The organism is Nocardia sp. Root136 (assembly GCF_001427185.1).
Taxonomy (GTDB): Bacteria; Actinomycetota; Actinomycetes; order Mycobacteriales; family Mycobacteriaceae; genus Nocardia; species Nocardia salmonicida.
Window position 1 is genome coordinate 31,354 of record NZ_LMFE01000011.1, and the last position, 15,811, is coordinate 47,164.

Genomic DNA, 15,811 nt, shown 5'->3' on the forward strand with positions numbered 1-15,811 from the left:
GATAGACACAGATGCGCTCGAAGATCGACATCCGATTCACCGTTGACGCCGAGATCGACCAAGTGATGGACGCACTACTGGCCGTTGACCTGATGTCGGAGTGGTCGACCTCGCTCAGTGATGTCCGGGTGGGCCCGCGCGATGCAGACGGCAGGCCGCGCCGGGTCTTCGCCACCGCCCACTTCATGGGAAACTCCGACGCCCAGGTGCTCGAGTACACCTGGGAGCAGTACCGGTCGTCGTGGCAGGTGGTCGACAGCAGCCGCGGTTCCAAGGGCGGGGGCTGGATCGAGCTGCTCGAGACTCCCGAGGGCACCGAGGTCGACTACCACGTGGAGCTCTCACTTCCGCTGCCCATTCCGGGCATCCTGTTCAACCGCACACTGCGCAAGCTGCACGACGAGACGGTCGCGAACTTCATCGACTTCGCCGAGCGATATCCCGAGATCGGGGGCTACGTGGCCGGCTGATTGCGCCGTCTGCGAAACCATCGTCGCCGCGCGCGGATCGGGGCCTCGGGTGCGAACATTGACGCATGATCGGAAATCGACGGGTCCGGTTCCGTCCGGTCACCGCGGACAGCTCGGTGACCCAGCTCGAATTGTTCTTCGACCTGGTGATCGTCTTCGCCTTCACCATGGTCACCGACCTGGCGGCAGAAGAGACCACGGCGGCGAACATGCTGCGGGCCACGCTGGTCCTCGCCCTGATGTGGTGGCTGTGGATCGCCTACTCGTGGCTGGGCAATGTGGTACGAGCCGACGAGGGCATCGCGCGGGTGGGCATCTTCGTCGCGATGGGCGGTGCGTTCATCGCCGCGCTCACCATTCCCGAGGCGTTCACCGATCTGCCCGGCGGCTGGTTCGGTCCGCTGGTCTTCGCCATCGCCTACCTGGTGGTGCGGCTGGTGCACGTCGCCATCTTCTGGGCGGTCAGCGCCGAGGACTCCCAGCTGCGCGGGCAATTGCTGCGCTGGGCGCTCGGTTCGATCACCGTCGGCACCACGCTGCTGGTGATCGCCGCGATGACCTCGGGCCTCACCCAGATCCTGCTGTGGATCGCCGCGATCGTCGGCGACATGGTGTGGACCTTCGTGGCGGGTACCGACTGGCGCCTCAATTCGGCCAAGCACTTCGCCGAACGCTACGGGCTGATCGTCATCGTGGCGCTGGGCGAATCGATCGTCTCGATCGGGATCGGGGTGGCCGGACTGCCGATCTCGTGGCCGATCGCGCTCGGCTCGATGCTCGGGCTCGCGGTCTCGGGTCTGCTGTGGTGGCTCTACTTCGACGTCGCCGCGCTCTCGATCGAACACAGTTTGGCCCATGCCAAGGGCGCCGAGCAGATCAAGATCGCGCAGAACAGCTACACCTACTGGCACTTTCCGATGATCGTCGGCGTGATCGCGCTCTCGCTCGGGTTGAAGAAGGTGCTGTACTACGTGGGCGACTCCTCGCACCACAAGCTCACCGACCCGCTCTACGGCATCCCGCTCGGTGCGCTCTACGCGGGACCAGCGCTGTTCATCCTCGGCGTCGTCGTGGCGAAATACTATGCCTCGAAATCGGTGTCGATCGCGCGCGTGATCACCGTGGTCCTACTGCTCGCGCTGATCCCGGCCGCCGCGCACCTGCCCGCGCTCGCCTCGCTCGCCGTGCTGTGCACCGTGCTGGCCGCGCTGGTGATCTTCGAGACCCTGCGCTTCGCGCAGCCGCGTGACCAGATCAGGCACGCTTGATCTGACCGATGTGGTGGCGCACGCTGTGCTCGGCGGGCGTCGCCCCACGGTGTGAGGGCGGCACCGTCACCCCGGCCCGCACGGCGTCGTTGATCTGGTCGAGGTTCTCGCGCAGCATGTCGGCGACGAGTTCGTCGGTGCGCGGGTCGTCGAGCAGCTGACGCAGCATGCGGTAGACCGTGTCGGCGACGAGCCGGATGATGTCGTCGTGGAACGGGACGTAGCGCAGCTTGCCGGTCTGCGGGTCGTTCTTGATCAGGTCCATGATCAGCTGATCGACCTCGGCGTGGTTCTCCTCGAGCGCGGCGGCGATGTTCTGGGTGTAGTGGCCCGCGCGCAGGACCTTGGAGACCTCGTCGAGGATCGCGATCGTCATCGGACGCTTGATGACGTCGACGATCGTCCCGACGAACCGGTTGACGATCGTCGCGGTGACCCGCTCCCCCATCGCCCGGTCGGCGACCCGGCCCAGCCGGATCAAGATCACCACGATGCGCAACAGCCGGAACCCGCGGAACAGCGGGGTGGTCACCGGGATCATGCCGAGGACCTCGTACCAGTAGATGAACGGGAACGACCACGGCCAGCCCGCCCGGCGCCAGCGCCACAGGAACTCGACCAGGAAGATCGCGCAGATCGACGTGTCGACGACGACGATCGCGTGGTAGGTCGGCCCGCTGACCTGGAAGAAGGTGATCCACACGACCAGCACCACCGAGACGATGGCGAGGATCAGCATGAAGATGTCGGTGCGCAGGCTGGGCGTCTTCGAGCGCACGTCCGGCAGGGCCTCGACCCGTTCGATCCCCGGTGAAGCCACTGTTGCTCCTGAATATCTGGCGGTCGGCGCCGCGTAGGTCGGCCTTGACATCACTGCCCACGCTAATTGGTGGACCGGCGCCGCGAGGGGAGTTGCGGACGCCGGTCGGTGGCGTGTTCAGCCGCGCAGGACGGCCTCGATATTGCGTTCTGCCAGTGCGGTGATGGTCAATGACGGGTTGACGGTCGCGGTGCTGCCGGGGATCGCGGCACCGTCCATCACGTAGAGGCCGGGGTGTCCGTGAACGCGACCGAAGGCGTCGGTGGCCTTGCCGAGGACCGCGCCGCCGAGCGGGTGCGCGGTGAACTGGGCGTTGGCGTCGTAACCGAGCGCGCCGTATTCGGCGACCGCGCCCGCGCGGTCGGCGATCCGGTGATCGACGACGCGAGCCGCCGCGGCGACCGCGTGCTGCGTGGCCGTGGACCAGTTCAGGCCGACGCCGCCCGTCGCGGCGTGATAGCCGAAGCGAGCGCGGGTCGGATCGAGGACCATGCCGAGCGAGGCCAGCGCGCCTGTCTCGAACGGGATGCCGGGGATGTACCAGTTCTCCAGGGTGACCGGCACGTTGGAATCGTCGTGGATCCGGCTGGCGCTCGGCACTCCTTGGCCCTGGCCCGCGATGGCGCTCGCGCCGCGGGCCAGCACCACGTCACCGTTGGTGCCGAAGCCGTCGCCGATGTGTTCGTTGAGGTTGGGCAGCGTGCCGGTGGCCTGGGCGCGGACCAGCAGCTCCGAGGTGCCGATCGAACCGGCGCCGAGGAACAGCTTGTCGCAGGTCAGGTTGCGGGTGCTCAGCACCTGACCGCTCGGCGCGAGCTTCGACACGGCCACGACGAACCTGCCGCTCGCCTCCTGGGCGATGGCGTCGACGCGGTGGCCGGGGAACACCTGGGATCTGCCGGTCTCGCGGGCATAGCGCAGGTAGTTCTGGTTGAGGTCGAACTTGGCGCCGTTGGAGTTGCCGAGGTTGGAGCGGGCCGAGGTGGCCGAGGCACGCGAGCTTCCCGCGAGTTCGCTGCGCAGCACGTCCCAGGTGAAGATCGAATCGTTGGGCAGCGGCTGGTAACCGGCGGCACGCACCTGCTCGTCCCAGGCGCGCGAGTGCGCGAACGGCGAGGAGTGGTAGATGTCGGCGGGCATCTGGTCGAGCCGCAGCATCTGGCGCACCCGCGGGTAGTAGACGCTTTCGAGCTCGCCGTAATCGACCACACCACCGAAGACCTGGTCGAAGAGCCTGCGCTCCGGCGCCACCATCGCCCCGGTGAAGATCACCGATCCGCCGCCGACAGCAGCGGCCCGCCACACGTCGATACCGGAATACTCGGTCACATCCAGCACCCCGCCGAACGCGCTGAAACTCATCGGCACCTTGGTGACGCCGGTGAAGCTGGTGCGATGCCAGAACCCGCGGCCGTCGGGCAGATCGTCGCCGGTGAAGATCTCGCGCCACGGATCGTTCGGCCAGTGCGAACCGCGCTCCAGCACCGTATTGGTGATCCCGGCCTCGGCCAGGCGCAGCGCCGTGACGGCGGCGCCGAAGCCGGATCCGATGACGATCGCCTGTGTATGCGCCGGCGCGTCCGGGATCGGGGCGAAGATCTCCGGTACCCAGGACTGGAACATCGTCTCGCGCGGATCCGCCGAAGCGGGCACGCTCGCCAGCGTCGTTCCCACGGCACCGGCAACAGCCGCCAGTCCCGCCGCCTTGAAAAAGGCACGTCTGTGCACCAGGCCACCTCCCTCATCACGCATGGCCGACGCGAAGAATACCCCGCAACATGAAGGATCGCCCGGTGGCGACCACATTTGTCACAAGTCACGACGAGCGCGTGAGGCTACCGGGGCCTCAGCTGGTGAGTAGGCGGATCACCGCGATGGTGCCGACCACCACGATCACCCCTCTGAGCACATTCGGCGACAACTTCCGCCCGACCTTCGCGCCGAGCTGCCCGCCGATGATCGAGCCGATCGCGATCAACGCGACCACCTGCCAGTCCACCTCGGCGATCGCGATGAAGATGACCGCCGACACCCCGTTGACGATCAGGGCGAGCACGTTCTTCACGCCGTTGAGCCGCTGGATGTCCTCGTGCACGAACACCCCGAGCAGACCGATCAGCAGCACGCCCTGGGCGGCCCCGAAGTAGCCGCCGTAGATGCCGGTGGCGAAGACCGCGACCAGCAGAATGGGCCCACCGTGTTCCGGCGTCGCCGACGCGCCGTCCGCCCGGCGCTTCTTCACCCACGCGGCCAGTCGCGGCTGCACGACGACGAGGATCAGCGCCACGATGATGAGGACGGGCACGATCGCCTTGAACGCCGCCGCGGGCATGGTCAGCAGCAGGATCGCGCCGGTGATGCCGCCGAGTAGCGACGCGGTGCCAAGCTGCAGCAGTCGGGACCGCTGTCCTTCCAGTTCCCGCCGATAGCCGATGACCCCGCTCACCGAGCCGGGGACGAGACCGATCGTGTTCGACACATTCGCTGTCACCGGCGGCAACCCGAACGCGAGCAGCGTGGGAAAGGTGATCAGCGTGCCCGATCCGACGATCGTATTGATGCCACCCGCCGCGATACCCGCGGCGAAGATGGCCACCTGTTGTAACCAAGTCATTCGAATTCCTTTGGTACGTCTCGTCGGACGCGCAGGTCCGTACAAGCGTGCGTTATGGGGAAAACCGTACTGGTCAACCGGTGAGCGAATGGCAGCGGACTTGATCCACGGAATTGTTCCGGGCCGCTTACAACCAGGGGTGGGCACGCGGTAAGCTCGGAGGATCATGCTGCAGCGGGCTCTTCTTCTCGGCCGCCGCGACGGGTCCTGATACGGACCGGCTCCCGTCGCGGGGTTCCAACGCGCCGGTCGACCCGCTCCCATTCAGGGAATCCATCACACCCACGGAGAAACTTGCATGTCCTCGGCTGACGCATTCGTATCCGCTTCGCGCACCATTTCGGCCCCCGGCAAACCCGCACCGGCCGACCAGCCCGCCTGGAACACCCAGAAGAACTCCTCGATGCCCGCGTTCCGGTATCGCCCCTTCGCCGAAGAGGTCGAGCCGATCACGGTGCCCGACCGCACCTGGCCGGACAAGATCATCGATCGCGCGCCCGCGTGGTGTGCCGTCGACCTGCGCGACGGAAACCAGGCCCTCATCGACCCGATGAGCCCGGCCCGTAAGCGCCGCATGTTCGACCTGCTGGTGCGGATGGGCTACAAGGAGATCGAGGTCGGTTTCCCGGCCGCGAGCCAGACCGACTTCGATTTCGTCCGCGAGATCATCGAAGACGGCGCTGTCCCCGCCGACGTCACCATCCAGGTCCTCACCCAGTGCCGCCCCGAACTGATCGAGCGCACCTTCGAGGCCTGCGCGGGCGCACCGAACGTGATCGTGCACTTCTACAACTCCACCTCGATCCTGCAGCGCCGGGTGGTCTTCCGCGCCGACCGCGACGCGGTGAAGAAGATCGCCACCGACGCGGCGGCGCTGTGCCTGGAGATCGAGAAGCGCTACCCCGACACCGAGTGGCGCTACGAGTACAGCCCGGAGTCCTACACCGGCACCGAGCTGGACTACGCCCGTGAGGTGTGCGACGCGGTCTCCGAGATCATCGCGCCGACCCCGGCCAAGCCGCTGATCATCAACCTGCCCGCGACCGTCGAGATGGCCACCCCGAACGTGTACGCCGACTCGATCGAGTGGATGCACCGCAACCTGGCCCGACGCGACTCGATCGTGCTGTCGCTGCACCCGCACAACGACCGTGGCACCGCCGTCGCGGCCGCCGAGCTGGGCTACCAGGCCGGCGCCGACCGCATCGAAGGCTGCCTGTTCGGCAACGGTGAGCGCACCGGCAATGTCTGCCTGGTGACGCTGGGCATGAACCTGTTCTCGCGCGGCATCGACCCGCAGATCAACTTCTCCGATATCGACGAGGTCCGTCGCACGGTGGAGTACTGCAACCAGCTGGCCGTCGCCGAGCGTCACCCCTACGGCGGTGACCTGGTCTACACCGCGTTCTCGGGCAGCCACCAGGACGCCATCAACAAGGGCCTGGACGCGATGAAGGCCACCGCCGACGCGCGCGACGCCGATGTGTCCGACATCGTCTGGGAGGTTCCGTACCTGCCGATCGATCCCAAGGATGTCGGCCGCACCTACGAGGCCGTGATCCGCGTGAACTCGCAGTCCGGCAAGGGCGGCGTGGCCTACATCATGAAGACCGATCACGGGCTGGTGCTGCCGCGTCGCCTGCAGATCGAGTTCTCGCAGGCGATCCAGGCGATCACCGACGGCGAGGGCGGCGAGGTGACGCCCAAGGAGATGTGGGACGTCTTCGCCACCGAGTACCTGAACCCGATCCTGCCGCTCGAGCGGATCAAGCAGAAGGTCACCGCGGCCGAGACCGACGGTGGCGTGGACTCGATCGTGGTGACCGTCAAGGTCGAGGGCGTCGAGCAGGAGATCAGCGGTTCGGGCAACGGCCCGCTGGCCGCGTTCGTCGACGCGATCGCGACCGTCGGCTTCGACGTGCGCGTGCTCGACTACAGCGAACACGCGATGTCCGCCGGTGACGACGCGCAGGCCGCCGCCTACGTCGAGGTCGCGATCGGCGACAAGGTCGTGTGGGGCGTCGGCATCGCCACCTCGATCACCACCGCCTCGCTGCGCGCGGTCGTCTCGGCCGTGAACCGCGCCGCGCAATAGGTTGCTCCATGGTGGCCGGGACCGGAGTCTCGGCCACCATGCTGACCTGTGGATAGTTTTACGATCCTGTGGATAACCGCGGTCCGGCTGGTCGGCTTCGCGCCGGATATACCGGTTGAGCTGGGCGCTTTCGATTCCCATCCGCCCGTGCGTGGCAGCTGCCACCGGCGCGCGAAATTTGGCTCCGTGTTAGCGTTTTAGGGCATATTCAGCGCCGAGCTTTCCTGCTCGTTCAGCGAGCAAGTGGGGGAACTGTGACCAACAACGACCATAATCCGACCTCGCCGCCGTGGCTGCAGAGTCCGTCGGCTGACGCGTCCGAAGCTGCGTCCGGTCCCTCCGGTGTGCAGACCGCGACCGAGGACGACATCGAGCCCGCCGAAACCGCCGCCGACCCAGTCGGTGAAGTCAGCGATCCGTCGACCGGTGATCAGCCCGTCGCCGAGCCCGGCCATGCCGGCCTCGCCGACCAAACCGTGTATCAGCCCGCGGGTTTCGCGCCGCCGGGTCAGTTCGCGCAGGGTGCTCCGTACTCGGTGCCCGATCCGTATCAGAACAGCGGCGCGCCGCCGATGAACGGCCCCGAGCAGCAGCCGTGGCCGAGCCAGCCGGGCGAGCAGCCGTGGCTGCCGGGTCAGCCGGGCGCCGAACAGCCCTACCCCGGCCCGCACGCGACCGGCGAGCAGCCGCAACCGGGCCTGCCGCCGCAGTACCCCGGCGCCGAACAGCAGCCGCAGTATCCGGGCGCCGAGGGCCAGCCCTACCCCGGTCCCGAACAGCAGCAACAGTTTCCCGCGCAGGAGCAGGGGCCGCAGTCCGAGCCCATCTACAGCTGGGCTCCGCCGCCGCCGCCGATGTACCAGCAGCCGATGCAGGGCGGGATGCCTCTCGGCCAGCCCGAGCAGCAGGGGCAGTTCCCCGGTCACCCGGGGCAGTTCCCGGGTCAGCTCGGCCAGCCGGGTCCGGCGGGTCCGCCGCCCGGCCAGCAGTGGGGCGGTCCGCCCCCGCAGCAGCAACCGTTCCAGCCACAGCACATGCAGGCACCGAACCAGCCCGGCCATTCGGTCAACGATCTGAACCTGCTCAAGCGAGCGCGCAAGTCACCGCGTAGCGGGTGGCGCAAGGCCGTGCACAAGGTGTCCGGCGGTGTGATCAACCCCGGTGAGTCGGCGGCCGATGTCGTCTACCGCGATCTCGGCGAGCGGGTCAACCAGCCCGTGCGCGGCGATTACCGGATCGCGATCCTCTCGCTCAAGGGCGGCGTCGGCAAGACCACCACCACGGTCGGTCTCGGCTCCACCTTCGCCTCCCAGCGCGGTGACCGCGTGATCGCCATCGACGCCAACCCCGACCTGGGCACCCTCGCCCACCGGGTGCCGCGACAGACCCGCTCAACGGTGCGCAACCTGCTCGAAGACCAGCAGATCACCCGTTACTCCGATGTTCGCGCGCACACCTCACAGGCCCCGAGCCGCCTGGAAGTGCTTGCCTCCGAACAGGATCCGGCCGTGTCGGAGGCCTTCAGCGAGGCCGACTACCGCAAGGCCATCGGCATCCTGCAGTCGTTCTACAACATCATCCTCACCGACTGCGGCACCGGTCTGATGCACTCGGCGATGTCGGGCGTGCTGGATATGGCGAGCTCGCTGGTGCTGGTCACCTCCCCCGCCATCGACGGTGCGCGCAGCGCCTCGGCGACGCTGGACTGGCTCGACCACCACGGCTACAGCAAGCTGGTCGAACGCACTGTCGTCGTCGTGAACGCCTCGCGCCGTGGCGCGTCCACGGTCGACCTCGACCAGCTACGCAAGCTGTTCCTCGACCGCACCCGCGCCGTGCAGATCGTTCCGTTCGACGATCACCTGGCCGAGGGCGCCGAGATCGACCTCGAGCTGGTCAGCAAGCCGACGAGGCGGGCCCTGCTCGAACTGGCCGCGATGGTCGCCGACGACTTCAGCTACCACGGCCAGCCCCAGCAACAGCAGTATCAGCCGGGCCAGCCCTACCCGGGTCAGCAGTACCAGCCAGGCCAGTTCTGACGGAGAACGAATTCTCGGTGCGCGGGTCCGTCACCGCGCGATGACTTCGCGCGCCGCGGCCTCGAACGCGTCGAGCACCGTGGCGACGGCCGGGCTGCGGTGCGCCTGCGGGCGGGTGATGATCTCGTAGACCCTGGCCGCGCGGACCCCGGCCAACGGTAGTACCGACAGGTCGGGGTGGGCTACGGCGTAGCGCGGCATCAGCGCGACACCGTAGCCGGAGGCCACGAGCGTCTCGATCACTCGGAACTCGTTGAGCCGCTGCGCGATCCGTGGCCGCACCCCGGTGACGGTGGCAATGGATTCGAGCACATCGTCGACCGGGAACCCACCGCGCACGCTCACCCAGGTCTCATCGGCGAGTTCTTCCGGACGCACCGAAGACCGCCCGGCCAGTGGATGATCCGGCGCGACGACGACATCGATCGGCTCGCGCATCAGCACCCGCGCCGCCAGCCGCGGCGCGGACAGCGACGGCGCGCGTTCGTCGCGATGGGTGAGCACGATGTCGTAGTCGGCCAGCAGTTTCGACGCCTCACTCGGCGGTAGGTCCTCGTCACCCGCCACCAGCTCGACCCCGCTGGCGGCCAGCGTGGCCAGCACGGGCGGCAGCAGCAGCGCGGCCCCGGACGGGAACGACGCCACCCGCACCTGCCCGCGCGGCGAGCCCCGATAGTGGGCCATCTCCGCGGTAGCCCGCTCCATCGCGGCGAGCACGTCGTCGGCCCGCAACACCAGCGCCTGGCCCGCGTCGGTGAGCCGCACCCGGCGCCCGTCCGGTTCGAGCAGCGCGACCCCGGCCTCCCTGGCCAGCACCTTCAACTGCTGCGAGACCGCCGACGGCGTCATCGACAGCACCTCGGCGACAGCGGCGACGGTGCCACGGTCGGCCAGCTCGCGCAGAATCCGCAATCGCTCGATCGAGAACATGAAGTAAAACTACGTTATCCATCCATATTTATTCGATTGTGCTGATCTTTAGCGGCCCGCACGATAAGGGCGTGACCTCCCGTGACCGCCTGCTCGGACTGACCGTCGTCGTGCTCTGGGGCCTGAACTTCCTGGCCATCCGCATCGGCCTCGACCACTTCCCGCCCTTCTTCTTCGTCGCACTGCGCTTCGCCGTGATCGCGATCCCCGTGCTGATCTTCATCCCGCGCCCCGCCGTTCGCACCCGCTGGCTGCTGCTCTACGGCACCGGCTTCGGCATCCTGCAGTTCGCGTTCCTGTTCACGGCGATGCGCACCGGGATGCCGACCGGTCTCGCCTCACTGGTGCTGCAGTCGTCGGCGCCGTTCACGGTGGTGCTCGGCGCGGTACTGCTGCGCGAGCGGTTACGGCCCGTGCAGATGGCGGGCCTCGCCGTCGCCGTGCTCGGCATGGTGGTGATCGGCGCCGATCGGATGGCCCATGCCACCCTGCTGCCCGTCCTGCTGACTCTGGCAGGCGGCCTCGGCTGGGCGTTCGGCAATATCGGCGCCCGCCAGGCCGGCGCCGATTCCCCCGGCTACAACCCGATGCACCTGACGCTGTGGATGTCGGTGGTCCCCGTGCTGCCGATGCTGGCCCTGTCGATGGTTGTCGAGGGCCCTGGAACCGGTTTCCGCGCGATCGGTGCCGCGTTCTCCGCCGACGGCCTGCCCGCACTGGCCGCGCTCGCCTACATCGCCGTCCTCGCCACCGTCTGCGGATCCGGCCTGTGGACCTACCTGATGAGCCGCTACCCCGCGGGGACGGTCGCGCCGTTGTCGCTGCTCGTGCCGGTCGTCGGCATCGCGGCCGCCTGGGCGGTACTCGACGAGCAGCCGTCGGTGGCCGCACTGGTCGGCGGGGCGATCGTGATCACGGGGGCCTTCGCGGCCACCACCGGCCGTGGACTCACGAAGGCAGCGTCGCCCGCCCCCACTCCCGAATTGGCCCGAGCCTGAACCCGATTTCGACCCACGATCTCTCGAGCTCTGGCTAGCATGTGACCGGTCGCCGATGCGGTTGTTGTGCGACCGGTCGGTTTCGAGCTCGCGAACGACGCACAGGTCGATACAGCCAGGTCTTCGCCGCGCTCTAGAGTGGTGGCAAATCCCAGGCAATACTCGAGCAAGGCAGCTGAACAGCATATGGCGGAACAGCGGTGGCCCGTTTCGCGAAGGAACCTACTTCGCGGCACGGTCGCAGCGGGGGTGATATCGGCGGGGGCCGTAGCGGGAGCGCCGGGATTCGCCGCGCCACCCGGCCGACGGGTCGCCGTTCTCGGCGGCGGTGTCGCCGGACTGACCGCCGCCCATGAATTGGCCGAGCGCGGGTTCGAGGTCACCGTGTACGAGGCGCGGGCGCTGGGCGGCAAGGCGCGCAGCATGGGCGTGCCGGGCACCGGCCGCGACGGCAGACCCGATCTGCCCGGCGAGCACGGGTTCCGCTTCTTTCCCGGCTTCTATCAGAACCTGCCCGACACGATGCGCCGAATTCCGTTCGCCGGCAACGCCGACGGCGTGTGGAACAACCTCGTCTCGGTGCCGGAGGCCAGGTTCTCGCGCCGCGACGGCGACGACATCCTGCTCGCCCTGCCCGACGGCATCACCGCCACACAGGCCACCCCGGATTCGATCAGGGAAACCCTGGCCGCCACCATCGCCACGACCGCCAGGATGTCGGCGGCGGAGGGCATGTTCTTCGCCAACCGGCTGATGGTGTTCAACACCAGCTGCGATGCCCGCCGATTCGGGCAGTGGGAGCACACCTCCTGGTACGACTTCGTGCGCGGGCACGAGCGTTCGCACGAGTTCCGCGCGGTCGTGTCCAGATCGCTCACCTCCATCATGGTCGCCGCCAAGGAGAACCTGGCCAGTACCCGCACCATCGGCAGCATGGGCGAACAGTTCCTCGGCAATCCGCTCGGCCTCGGCAACGACGGGGGCCTGGACCGCGTGCTCAACAACGCGACCAACACCGCCTGGATCGACCCGTGGGTGCGCCACCTGCGTGACCTCGGCGTTCGTTTCGAACTCGGCGCACGGGTGAGCGAACTCGAGGTACGCGACCGGCGGATCCGCGCCGCGCGGATCACCGATGCCACGGGGGCGCGCACCGTCGAGGCCGACTATTTCGTGGTGGCGCTGCCGGTGGAACAGGCCAGAAAACTGTGGTCGTCGCAAGTGCTCGCCGTGGCGCCGGAACTCGCCGTGACGGATCGGCTCTTCGTCGACTGGATGAACGGAATGCAGATCTATTTCCGTGCGCCACTGCGTATTTCGCGCGGACACACGGCCTATGTGGATTCGCCGTGGTCACTCACCTCGATCAGCCAGAATCAGCTGTGGACCGACAAACTTCCGTCCTTCGGCGACGGGTCGGTGGCCGATTGTCTTTCGGTCGATATCTCCGATTGGAATTCGCCCGGAATGCTCTACGGCAAACCCGCCGTCGAATGCACCCACGAGGAGATCTTCCGCGAAGTCTGGGAGCAGCTGAGCAGCCATCTCAACGATCGCGAACAACTGCTTCGCCCCGCCGACGTGCATTCCTGGTTTCTCGATCCGGGAATCACCTGGCAGGGCAGTCGCAACGCGAATGCCGACCCGTTGCTCATCAATACCGCGGGCTCGTGGGATGCCCGGCCGGAGCCGCACGGATCGATCGAGAACCTGTTCCTCGCCGGTGATTACGTGCGCACCGATATCGACCTGGCGACCATGGAGGGCGCCAACGAGTCGGCCCGCGCCGCGGTGAACGCGCTGCTCGACGTGGCGGGCTCGTCGGCGCAGCGCTGCCGCGGTTTCCGCCTGCGCCGCACCCCCGAACTCGAGCCGCTGCGGCTCCTCGACATCGACCGCTACGCCAAGGGCCTGCCCAACCTTTTCGACGACCCGGCCTGACCCGGACGCAGCTCACACCGCTCCCGCACGCGCGCCCGGACGGTACGCACATAGACTCGCGGCGTGGCAGACATCTCGGTGCGTGGGCGATTGGCCTTGCGAGCAGCGGCGGCAGCGTCGTGGGCGTCGCAGAAGGCGGGTCGCGGCAAGGGTTCGATGATCGGCGGCCTGATCGCGTTGAAGATCGATCCGTCGATCATGACGCAGCTCGGACGCGGTCGGCGAACAGTGCTGATCACCGGCACGAACGGTAAGTCGACCACCACCAGGATGACGACCGCGGCGCTGGGCACGCTCGGCGATGTCGCCACTCAGGCCGACGGCGCCAACATGGACGCGGGCATCGTGGCCGCGCTCAGACTGCACCCCGGTGTGGCGCTGGCCGCGATCGAGGTCGACGAGCTGCATCTGCCGCACGTGAGCGACGCGCTCGACCCCGCCGCCGTGGTGCTGCTCAATCTCAGCCGCGACCAGCTCGACCGGGTCGGCGAGATCAACATGATCGAACGCAAGCTGCGCGCCGGGCTCTCGCGTCATCCGAACGCGGTCGTCATCGCCAACTGTGACGACGTGCTGGTGGCCTCCATCGCCTACGACCACCCGAATGTGGTGTGGGTGTCGGCGGGCAGCGGCTGGGCCGTCGACGCCACGAGTTGTCCGCGCAGCGGCGAGCCGATCGTCTGGGAGGGCGAGAACTGGCGCTCGACCGGCGCCGATTTCCACCGCCCGCAACCGGTGTGGTGGCTCGACGGCGAAGACCTGTGCGGCCCCGACGGTTTCCGCGCTCCGCTGCATCTGGCCCTGCCAGGTCGCGCGAATCGCGGCAATGCGGCCCAGGCCGTGGCCGCAGCGGTCGCGATGGGCGCCGAGCCGGCGAAGGCGACCGATGCCACCGGCACCGTGCGCGAGATCGCGGGCCGCTACCGCACCGTCACCGTCGGCGAACACGATGCCCGTCTGCTGCTGGCCAAGAACCCCGCGGGCTGGCAGGAAGCGCTGTCGATGATCGAGCCGACCTCGGCCGGTCTGGTGATCGCGGTGAACGGTCAGGTGCCCGATGGCGAGGACCTGTCGTGGCTGTGGGACGTGCGGTTCGAGCACTTCGAAGGCGTGCAGGTGGTCGCCTCGGGCGAGCGCGCCACCGACCTCGCGGTGCGCCTGACCTACGCCGGCGTCGAACACACGCTCATTCCGGATCCGGTGCGCGCCATCGCGTCCTGTCCCGCCGGGCACGTCGAGGTGCTGGCCAACTACACCGCGTTCCGCGATCTCAACCGTGACCTGGAGGCCCGCAAGTGAGCGAGTCAACCCTTCGTATCGGCCTCGTCCTGCCCGACGTGATGGGCACCTACGGCGACGGCGGCAATGCGCTGGTCCTGCGTCAACGCCTGCGCATGCGCGGCTACGACGCGGAGATCATCGACATCACCCTCGCCGATCCCGTCCCCGACTCCTTCGACATCTACACCCTCGGCGGCGCCGAGGACTCCGCCCAGCGGCTGGCCACCCGCCATCTCCAGAAGTACCCCGGCCTCCAGCAGGCCGCCGCCAAGGGCGCTCCGGTCCTCGCCATCTGCGCCGCCATCCAGGTGCTCGGCAACTGGTACGAGACCTCGGCGGGCGAAAAGGTCGACGGCGTGAGCCTTTTCGACGTCACCACCTCCCCCCAGAAGATTCGCGCCATCGGCGAAGTGACGACCACTCCCCTCGTTCCCGGGCTCAAAGCACCCCTCACCGGGTTCGAAAATCACCGGGGCGGAACGACTCTCGGCGCCGACGCCACCCCGCTCGCCCGCGTCACCCGTGGTGTCGGCAACGGCGTGGGCGACGGCACCGAGGGCGTAGTCCAGGGTTCGGTCTTCGGCACCTACCTGCACGGCCCCGCGCTGGCCCGCAACCCCGAGCTGGCCGACCTCCTCATCGCCATGGCCCTCGGCATCCCGGCCGCCGAGCTGACCCCCCTCGACCTCCCCGAGGTGGACCGACTCCGCAAGGAGCGCCTGCGCGCCTGAGTCAGCAGCGCAGCGAATCGACCTCGTACTGGAGGCAATACGGGTCGCGGGTGACCAGCGTCAGCTCCTCACAACGAGCCTGGGCGACCAGAATTCGGTCGAAGGGGTCACGATGGATCATCGGCAGACGTGCCGCCTCGATCGCATGGCGCGCATCGATAGCCAGCGGCAGGAACCCGCCGCCCACCACCCGCTCGGGTAGGTCGGCAGGACCTGCGAGCTCTCCCGACGCCTGCTTCATCGCGATCTCCCATACCGATGCCGCACTGACATAGACATCGGGATCGTGGTCGAGCCGTTCCCGCAGCTCTGGATCGAGGGTCGAGTCGTCGGTCAGCCACCACAGGATCACATGGGTATCCAGCAGCAGGCTCATGCGTCGAAGTCGTGCGCGATATCGGCGTTGGTCTCGGGCGAATCCCAATCAGCGGACAACTCCACCCGACCACGCAGCGAACCACGCCCGGTGCGATTGACCCGACGGCTCAACGGCACCACCTTGGCGACCGGAGTTCCGGCACGACTGATCACGATTTCCTCCCCCTGCTCCACCCGCTCGATGATGCGCGACAGGTTCGTCTTCGCGTCGTGAATATTGAACTGTTCCGCCGCGCTCCCTGCCAT

General features: G+C 67.9%; 14 protein-coding genes. 8 read left to right on the forward strand and 6 right to left on the reverse strand.

The window, feature by feature from the left end:
- The first annotated feature begins 11 nt into the window (after positions 1–11).
- Together ASD42_RS27825 and ASD42_RS27830 are read left to right on the forward strand one after the other, a co-directional pair.
- The gene (locus ASD42_RS27825; RefSeq protein ID WP_056821960.1) at positions 12–470 is read left to right on the forward strand and encodes an SRPBCC family protein; all 459 of its coding nucleotides are present in this window, start codon (positions 12–14) and stop codon (positions 468–470) included.
- Positions 471–535: 65 nt separating this feature from the next.
- The gene (locus ASD42_RS27830) at positions 536–1,738 is read left to right on the forward strand and encodes a low temperature requirement protein A (RefSeq protein WP_056821961.1); all 1,203 of its coding nucleotides are present in this window, start codon (positions 536–538) and stop codon (positions 1,736–1,738) included.
- Here ASD42_RS27830 and ASD42_RS27835 read toward each other — a convergent pair.
- The 3 genes from ASD42_RS27835 to ASD42_RS27845 all read right to left on the reverse strand — a co-directional run bounded on the left by ASD42_RS27835 (position 1,725) and on the right by ASD42_RS27845 (position 5,172).
- Positions 1,725–2,558 (reverse strand): ion transporter, encoded by an 834-nt coding sequence (locus tag ASD42_RS27835; RefSeq protein WP_056821963.1) that lies wholly within the window; start codon positions 2,556–2,558, stop codon positions 1,725–1,727. The two genes, ASD42_RS27830 and ASD42_RS27835, sit on opposite strands and share 14 nt — an antisense overlap.
- Before the next feature lie 117 nt (positions 2,559–2,675).
- Positions 2,676–4,286 carry a GMC oxidoreductase gene (locus ASD42_RS27840; protein ID WP_082843787.1) on the reverse strand — a complete coding sequence of 537 codons (1,611 nt, stop codon included), beginning with the start codon at positions 4,284–4,286 and terminating at the stop codon, positions 2,676–2,678.
- 118 nt (positions 4,287–4,404) lie between these two features.
- Positions 4,405–5,172 carry a sulfite exporter TauE/SafE family protein gene (locus tag ASD42_RS27845; RefSeq protein ID WP_056821967.1) on the reverse strand — a complete coding sequence of 256 codons (768 nt, stop codon included), beginning with the start codon at positions 5,170–5,172 and terminating at the stop codon, positions 4,405–4,407.
- A 298-nt stretch (positions 5,173–5,470) separates the two neighbouring features.
- Between ASD42_RS27845 and leuA the strand changes: the two genes are divergently transcribed.
- On the forward strand, positions 5,471–7,267 hold the full coding sequence (gene leuA / locus ASD42_RS27850) for a 2-isopropylmalate synthase (RefSeq protein ID WP_056821969.1): 1,797 nt from the start codon (positions 5,471–5,473) through the stop codon (positions 7,265–7,267).
- 572 nt (positions 7,268–7,839) lie between these two features.
- The gene (locus ASD42_RS27855; protein WP_371852061.1) at positions 7,840–9,306 is read left to right on the forward strand and encodes a MinD/ParA family ATP-binding protein; all 1,467 of its coding nucleotides are present in this window, start codon (positions 7,840–7,842) and stop codon (positions 9,304–9,306) included.
- Between the two features lie 30 nt (positions 9,307–9,336).
- Here the strand turns inward: ASD42_RS27855 and ASD42_RS27860 are convergent, their stop codons facing one another.
- Positions 9,337–10,236, reverse strand: coding sequence for a LysR family transcriptional regulator (locus tag ASD42_RS27860; RefSeq protein ID WP_056821971.1), 900 nt, complete (start codon positions 10,234–10,236; stop codon positions 9,337–9,339).
- A 71-nt stretch (positions 10,237–10,307) separates the two neighbouring features.
- On the opposite strand from ASD42_RS27860, the gene ASD42_RS27865 reads away from it, so the two are divergent.
- The 4 genes from ASD42_RS27865 to ASD42_RS27880 all read left to right on the forward strand — a co-directional run bounded on the left by ASD42_RS27865 (position 10,308) and on the right by ASD42_RS27880 (position 15,187).
- Positions 10,308–11,234 carry an EamA family transporter gene (locus ASD42_RS27865; protein WP_056821973.1) on the forward strand — a complete coding sequence of 309 codons (927 nt, stop codon included), beginning with the start codon at positions 10,308–10,310 and terminating at the stop codon, positions 11,232–11,234.
- A 186-nt stretch (positions 11,235–11,420) separates the two neighbouring features.
- Positions 11,421–13,175 carry a hydroxysqualene dehydroxylase gene (locus ASD42_RS27870; RefSeq protein ID WP_056821976.1) on the forward strand — a complete coding sequence of 585 codons (1,755 nt, stop codon included), beginning with the start codon at positions 11,421–11,423 and terminating at the stop codon, positions 13,173–13,175.
- A 63-nt stretch (positions 13,176–13,238) separates the two neighbouring features.
- Positions 13,239–14,474 carry a Mur ligase family protein gene (locus ASD42_RS27875; protein ID WP_056821978.1) on the forward strand — a complete coding sequence of 412 codons (1,236 nt, stop codon included), beginning with the start codon at positions 13,239–13,241 and terminating at the stop codon, positions 14,472–14,474.
- Positions 14,471–15,187, forward strand: a complete 717-nt coding sequence (locus ASD42_RS27880) for a type 1 glutamine amidotransferase (RefSeq protein ID WP_056821980.1) — start codon at positions 14,471–14,473, stop codon at positions 15,185–15,187. The genes ASD42_RS27875 and ASD42_RS27880 overlap by 4 nt, the downstream gene beginning before the upstream one ends.
- Position 15,188: 1 nt before the next feature.
- Here ASD42_RS27880 and ASD42_RS27885 read toward each other — a convergent pair whose 3' ends face one another.
- Positions 15,189–15,563, reverse strand: a complete 375-nt coding sequence (locus ASD42_RS27885) for a type II toxin-antitoxin system VapC family toxin (protein WP_056821983.1) — start codon at positions 15,561–15,563, stop codon at positions 15,189–15,191.
- Positions 15,560–15,811, reverse strand: a complete 252-nt coding sequence (locus tag ASD42_RS27890) for a type II toxin-antitoxin system Phd/YefM family antitoxin (RefSeq protein WP_056821985.1) — start codon at positions 15,809–15,811, stop codon at positions 15,560–15,562. The genes ASD42_RS27885 and ASD42_RS27890 overlap by 4 nt, the downstream gene beginning before the upstream one ends.

Excerpts from the sequence above, each read along its gene's own strand:
- ASD42_RS27825 (WP_056821960.1), top strand. The coding sequence starts at position 12 with ATGCGCTCGAAGATCGACATCCGATTCACCGTTGACGCCGAGATCGAC.
- ASD42_RS27830 (WP_056821961.1), top strand. The coding sequence starts at position 536 with ATGATCGGAAATCGACGGGTCCGGTTCCGTCCGGTCACCGCGGACAGC.
- ASD42_RS27845 (WP_056821967.1), bottom strand. The coding sequence starts at position 5,172 with ATGACTTGGTTACAACAGGTGGCCATCTTCGCCGCGGGTATCGCGGCG.
- leuA (WP_056821969.1), top strand. The coding sequence starts at position 5,471 with ATGTCCTCGGCTGACGCATTCGTATCCGCTTCGCGCACCATTTCGGCC.
- ASD42_RS27855 (WP_371852061.1), top strand. The coding sequence starts at position 7,840 with ATGAACGGCCCCGAGCAGCAGCCGTGGCCGAGCCAGCCGGGCGAGCAG.
- ASD42_RS27860 (WP_056821971.1), bottom strand. The coding sequence starts at position 10,236 with ATGTTCTCGATCGAGCGATTGCGGATTCTGCGCGAGCTGGCCGACCGT.
- ASD42_RS27870 (WP_056821976.1), top strand. The coding sequence starts at position 11,421 with ATGGCGGAACAGCGGTGGCCCGTTTCGCGAAGGAACCTACTTCGCGGC.
- ASD42_RS27885 (WP_056821983.1), bottom strand. The coding sequence starts at position 15,563 with ATGAGCCTGCTGCTGGATACCCATGTGATCCTGTGGTGGCTGACCGAC.
- ASD42_RS27890 (WP_056821985.1), bottom strand. The coding sequence starts at position 15,811 with ATGGCAGGGAGCGCGGCGGAACAGTTCAATATTCACGACGCGAAGACG.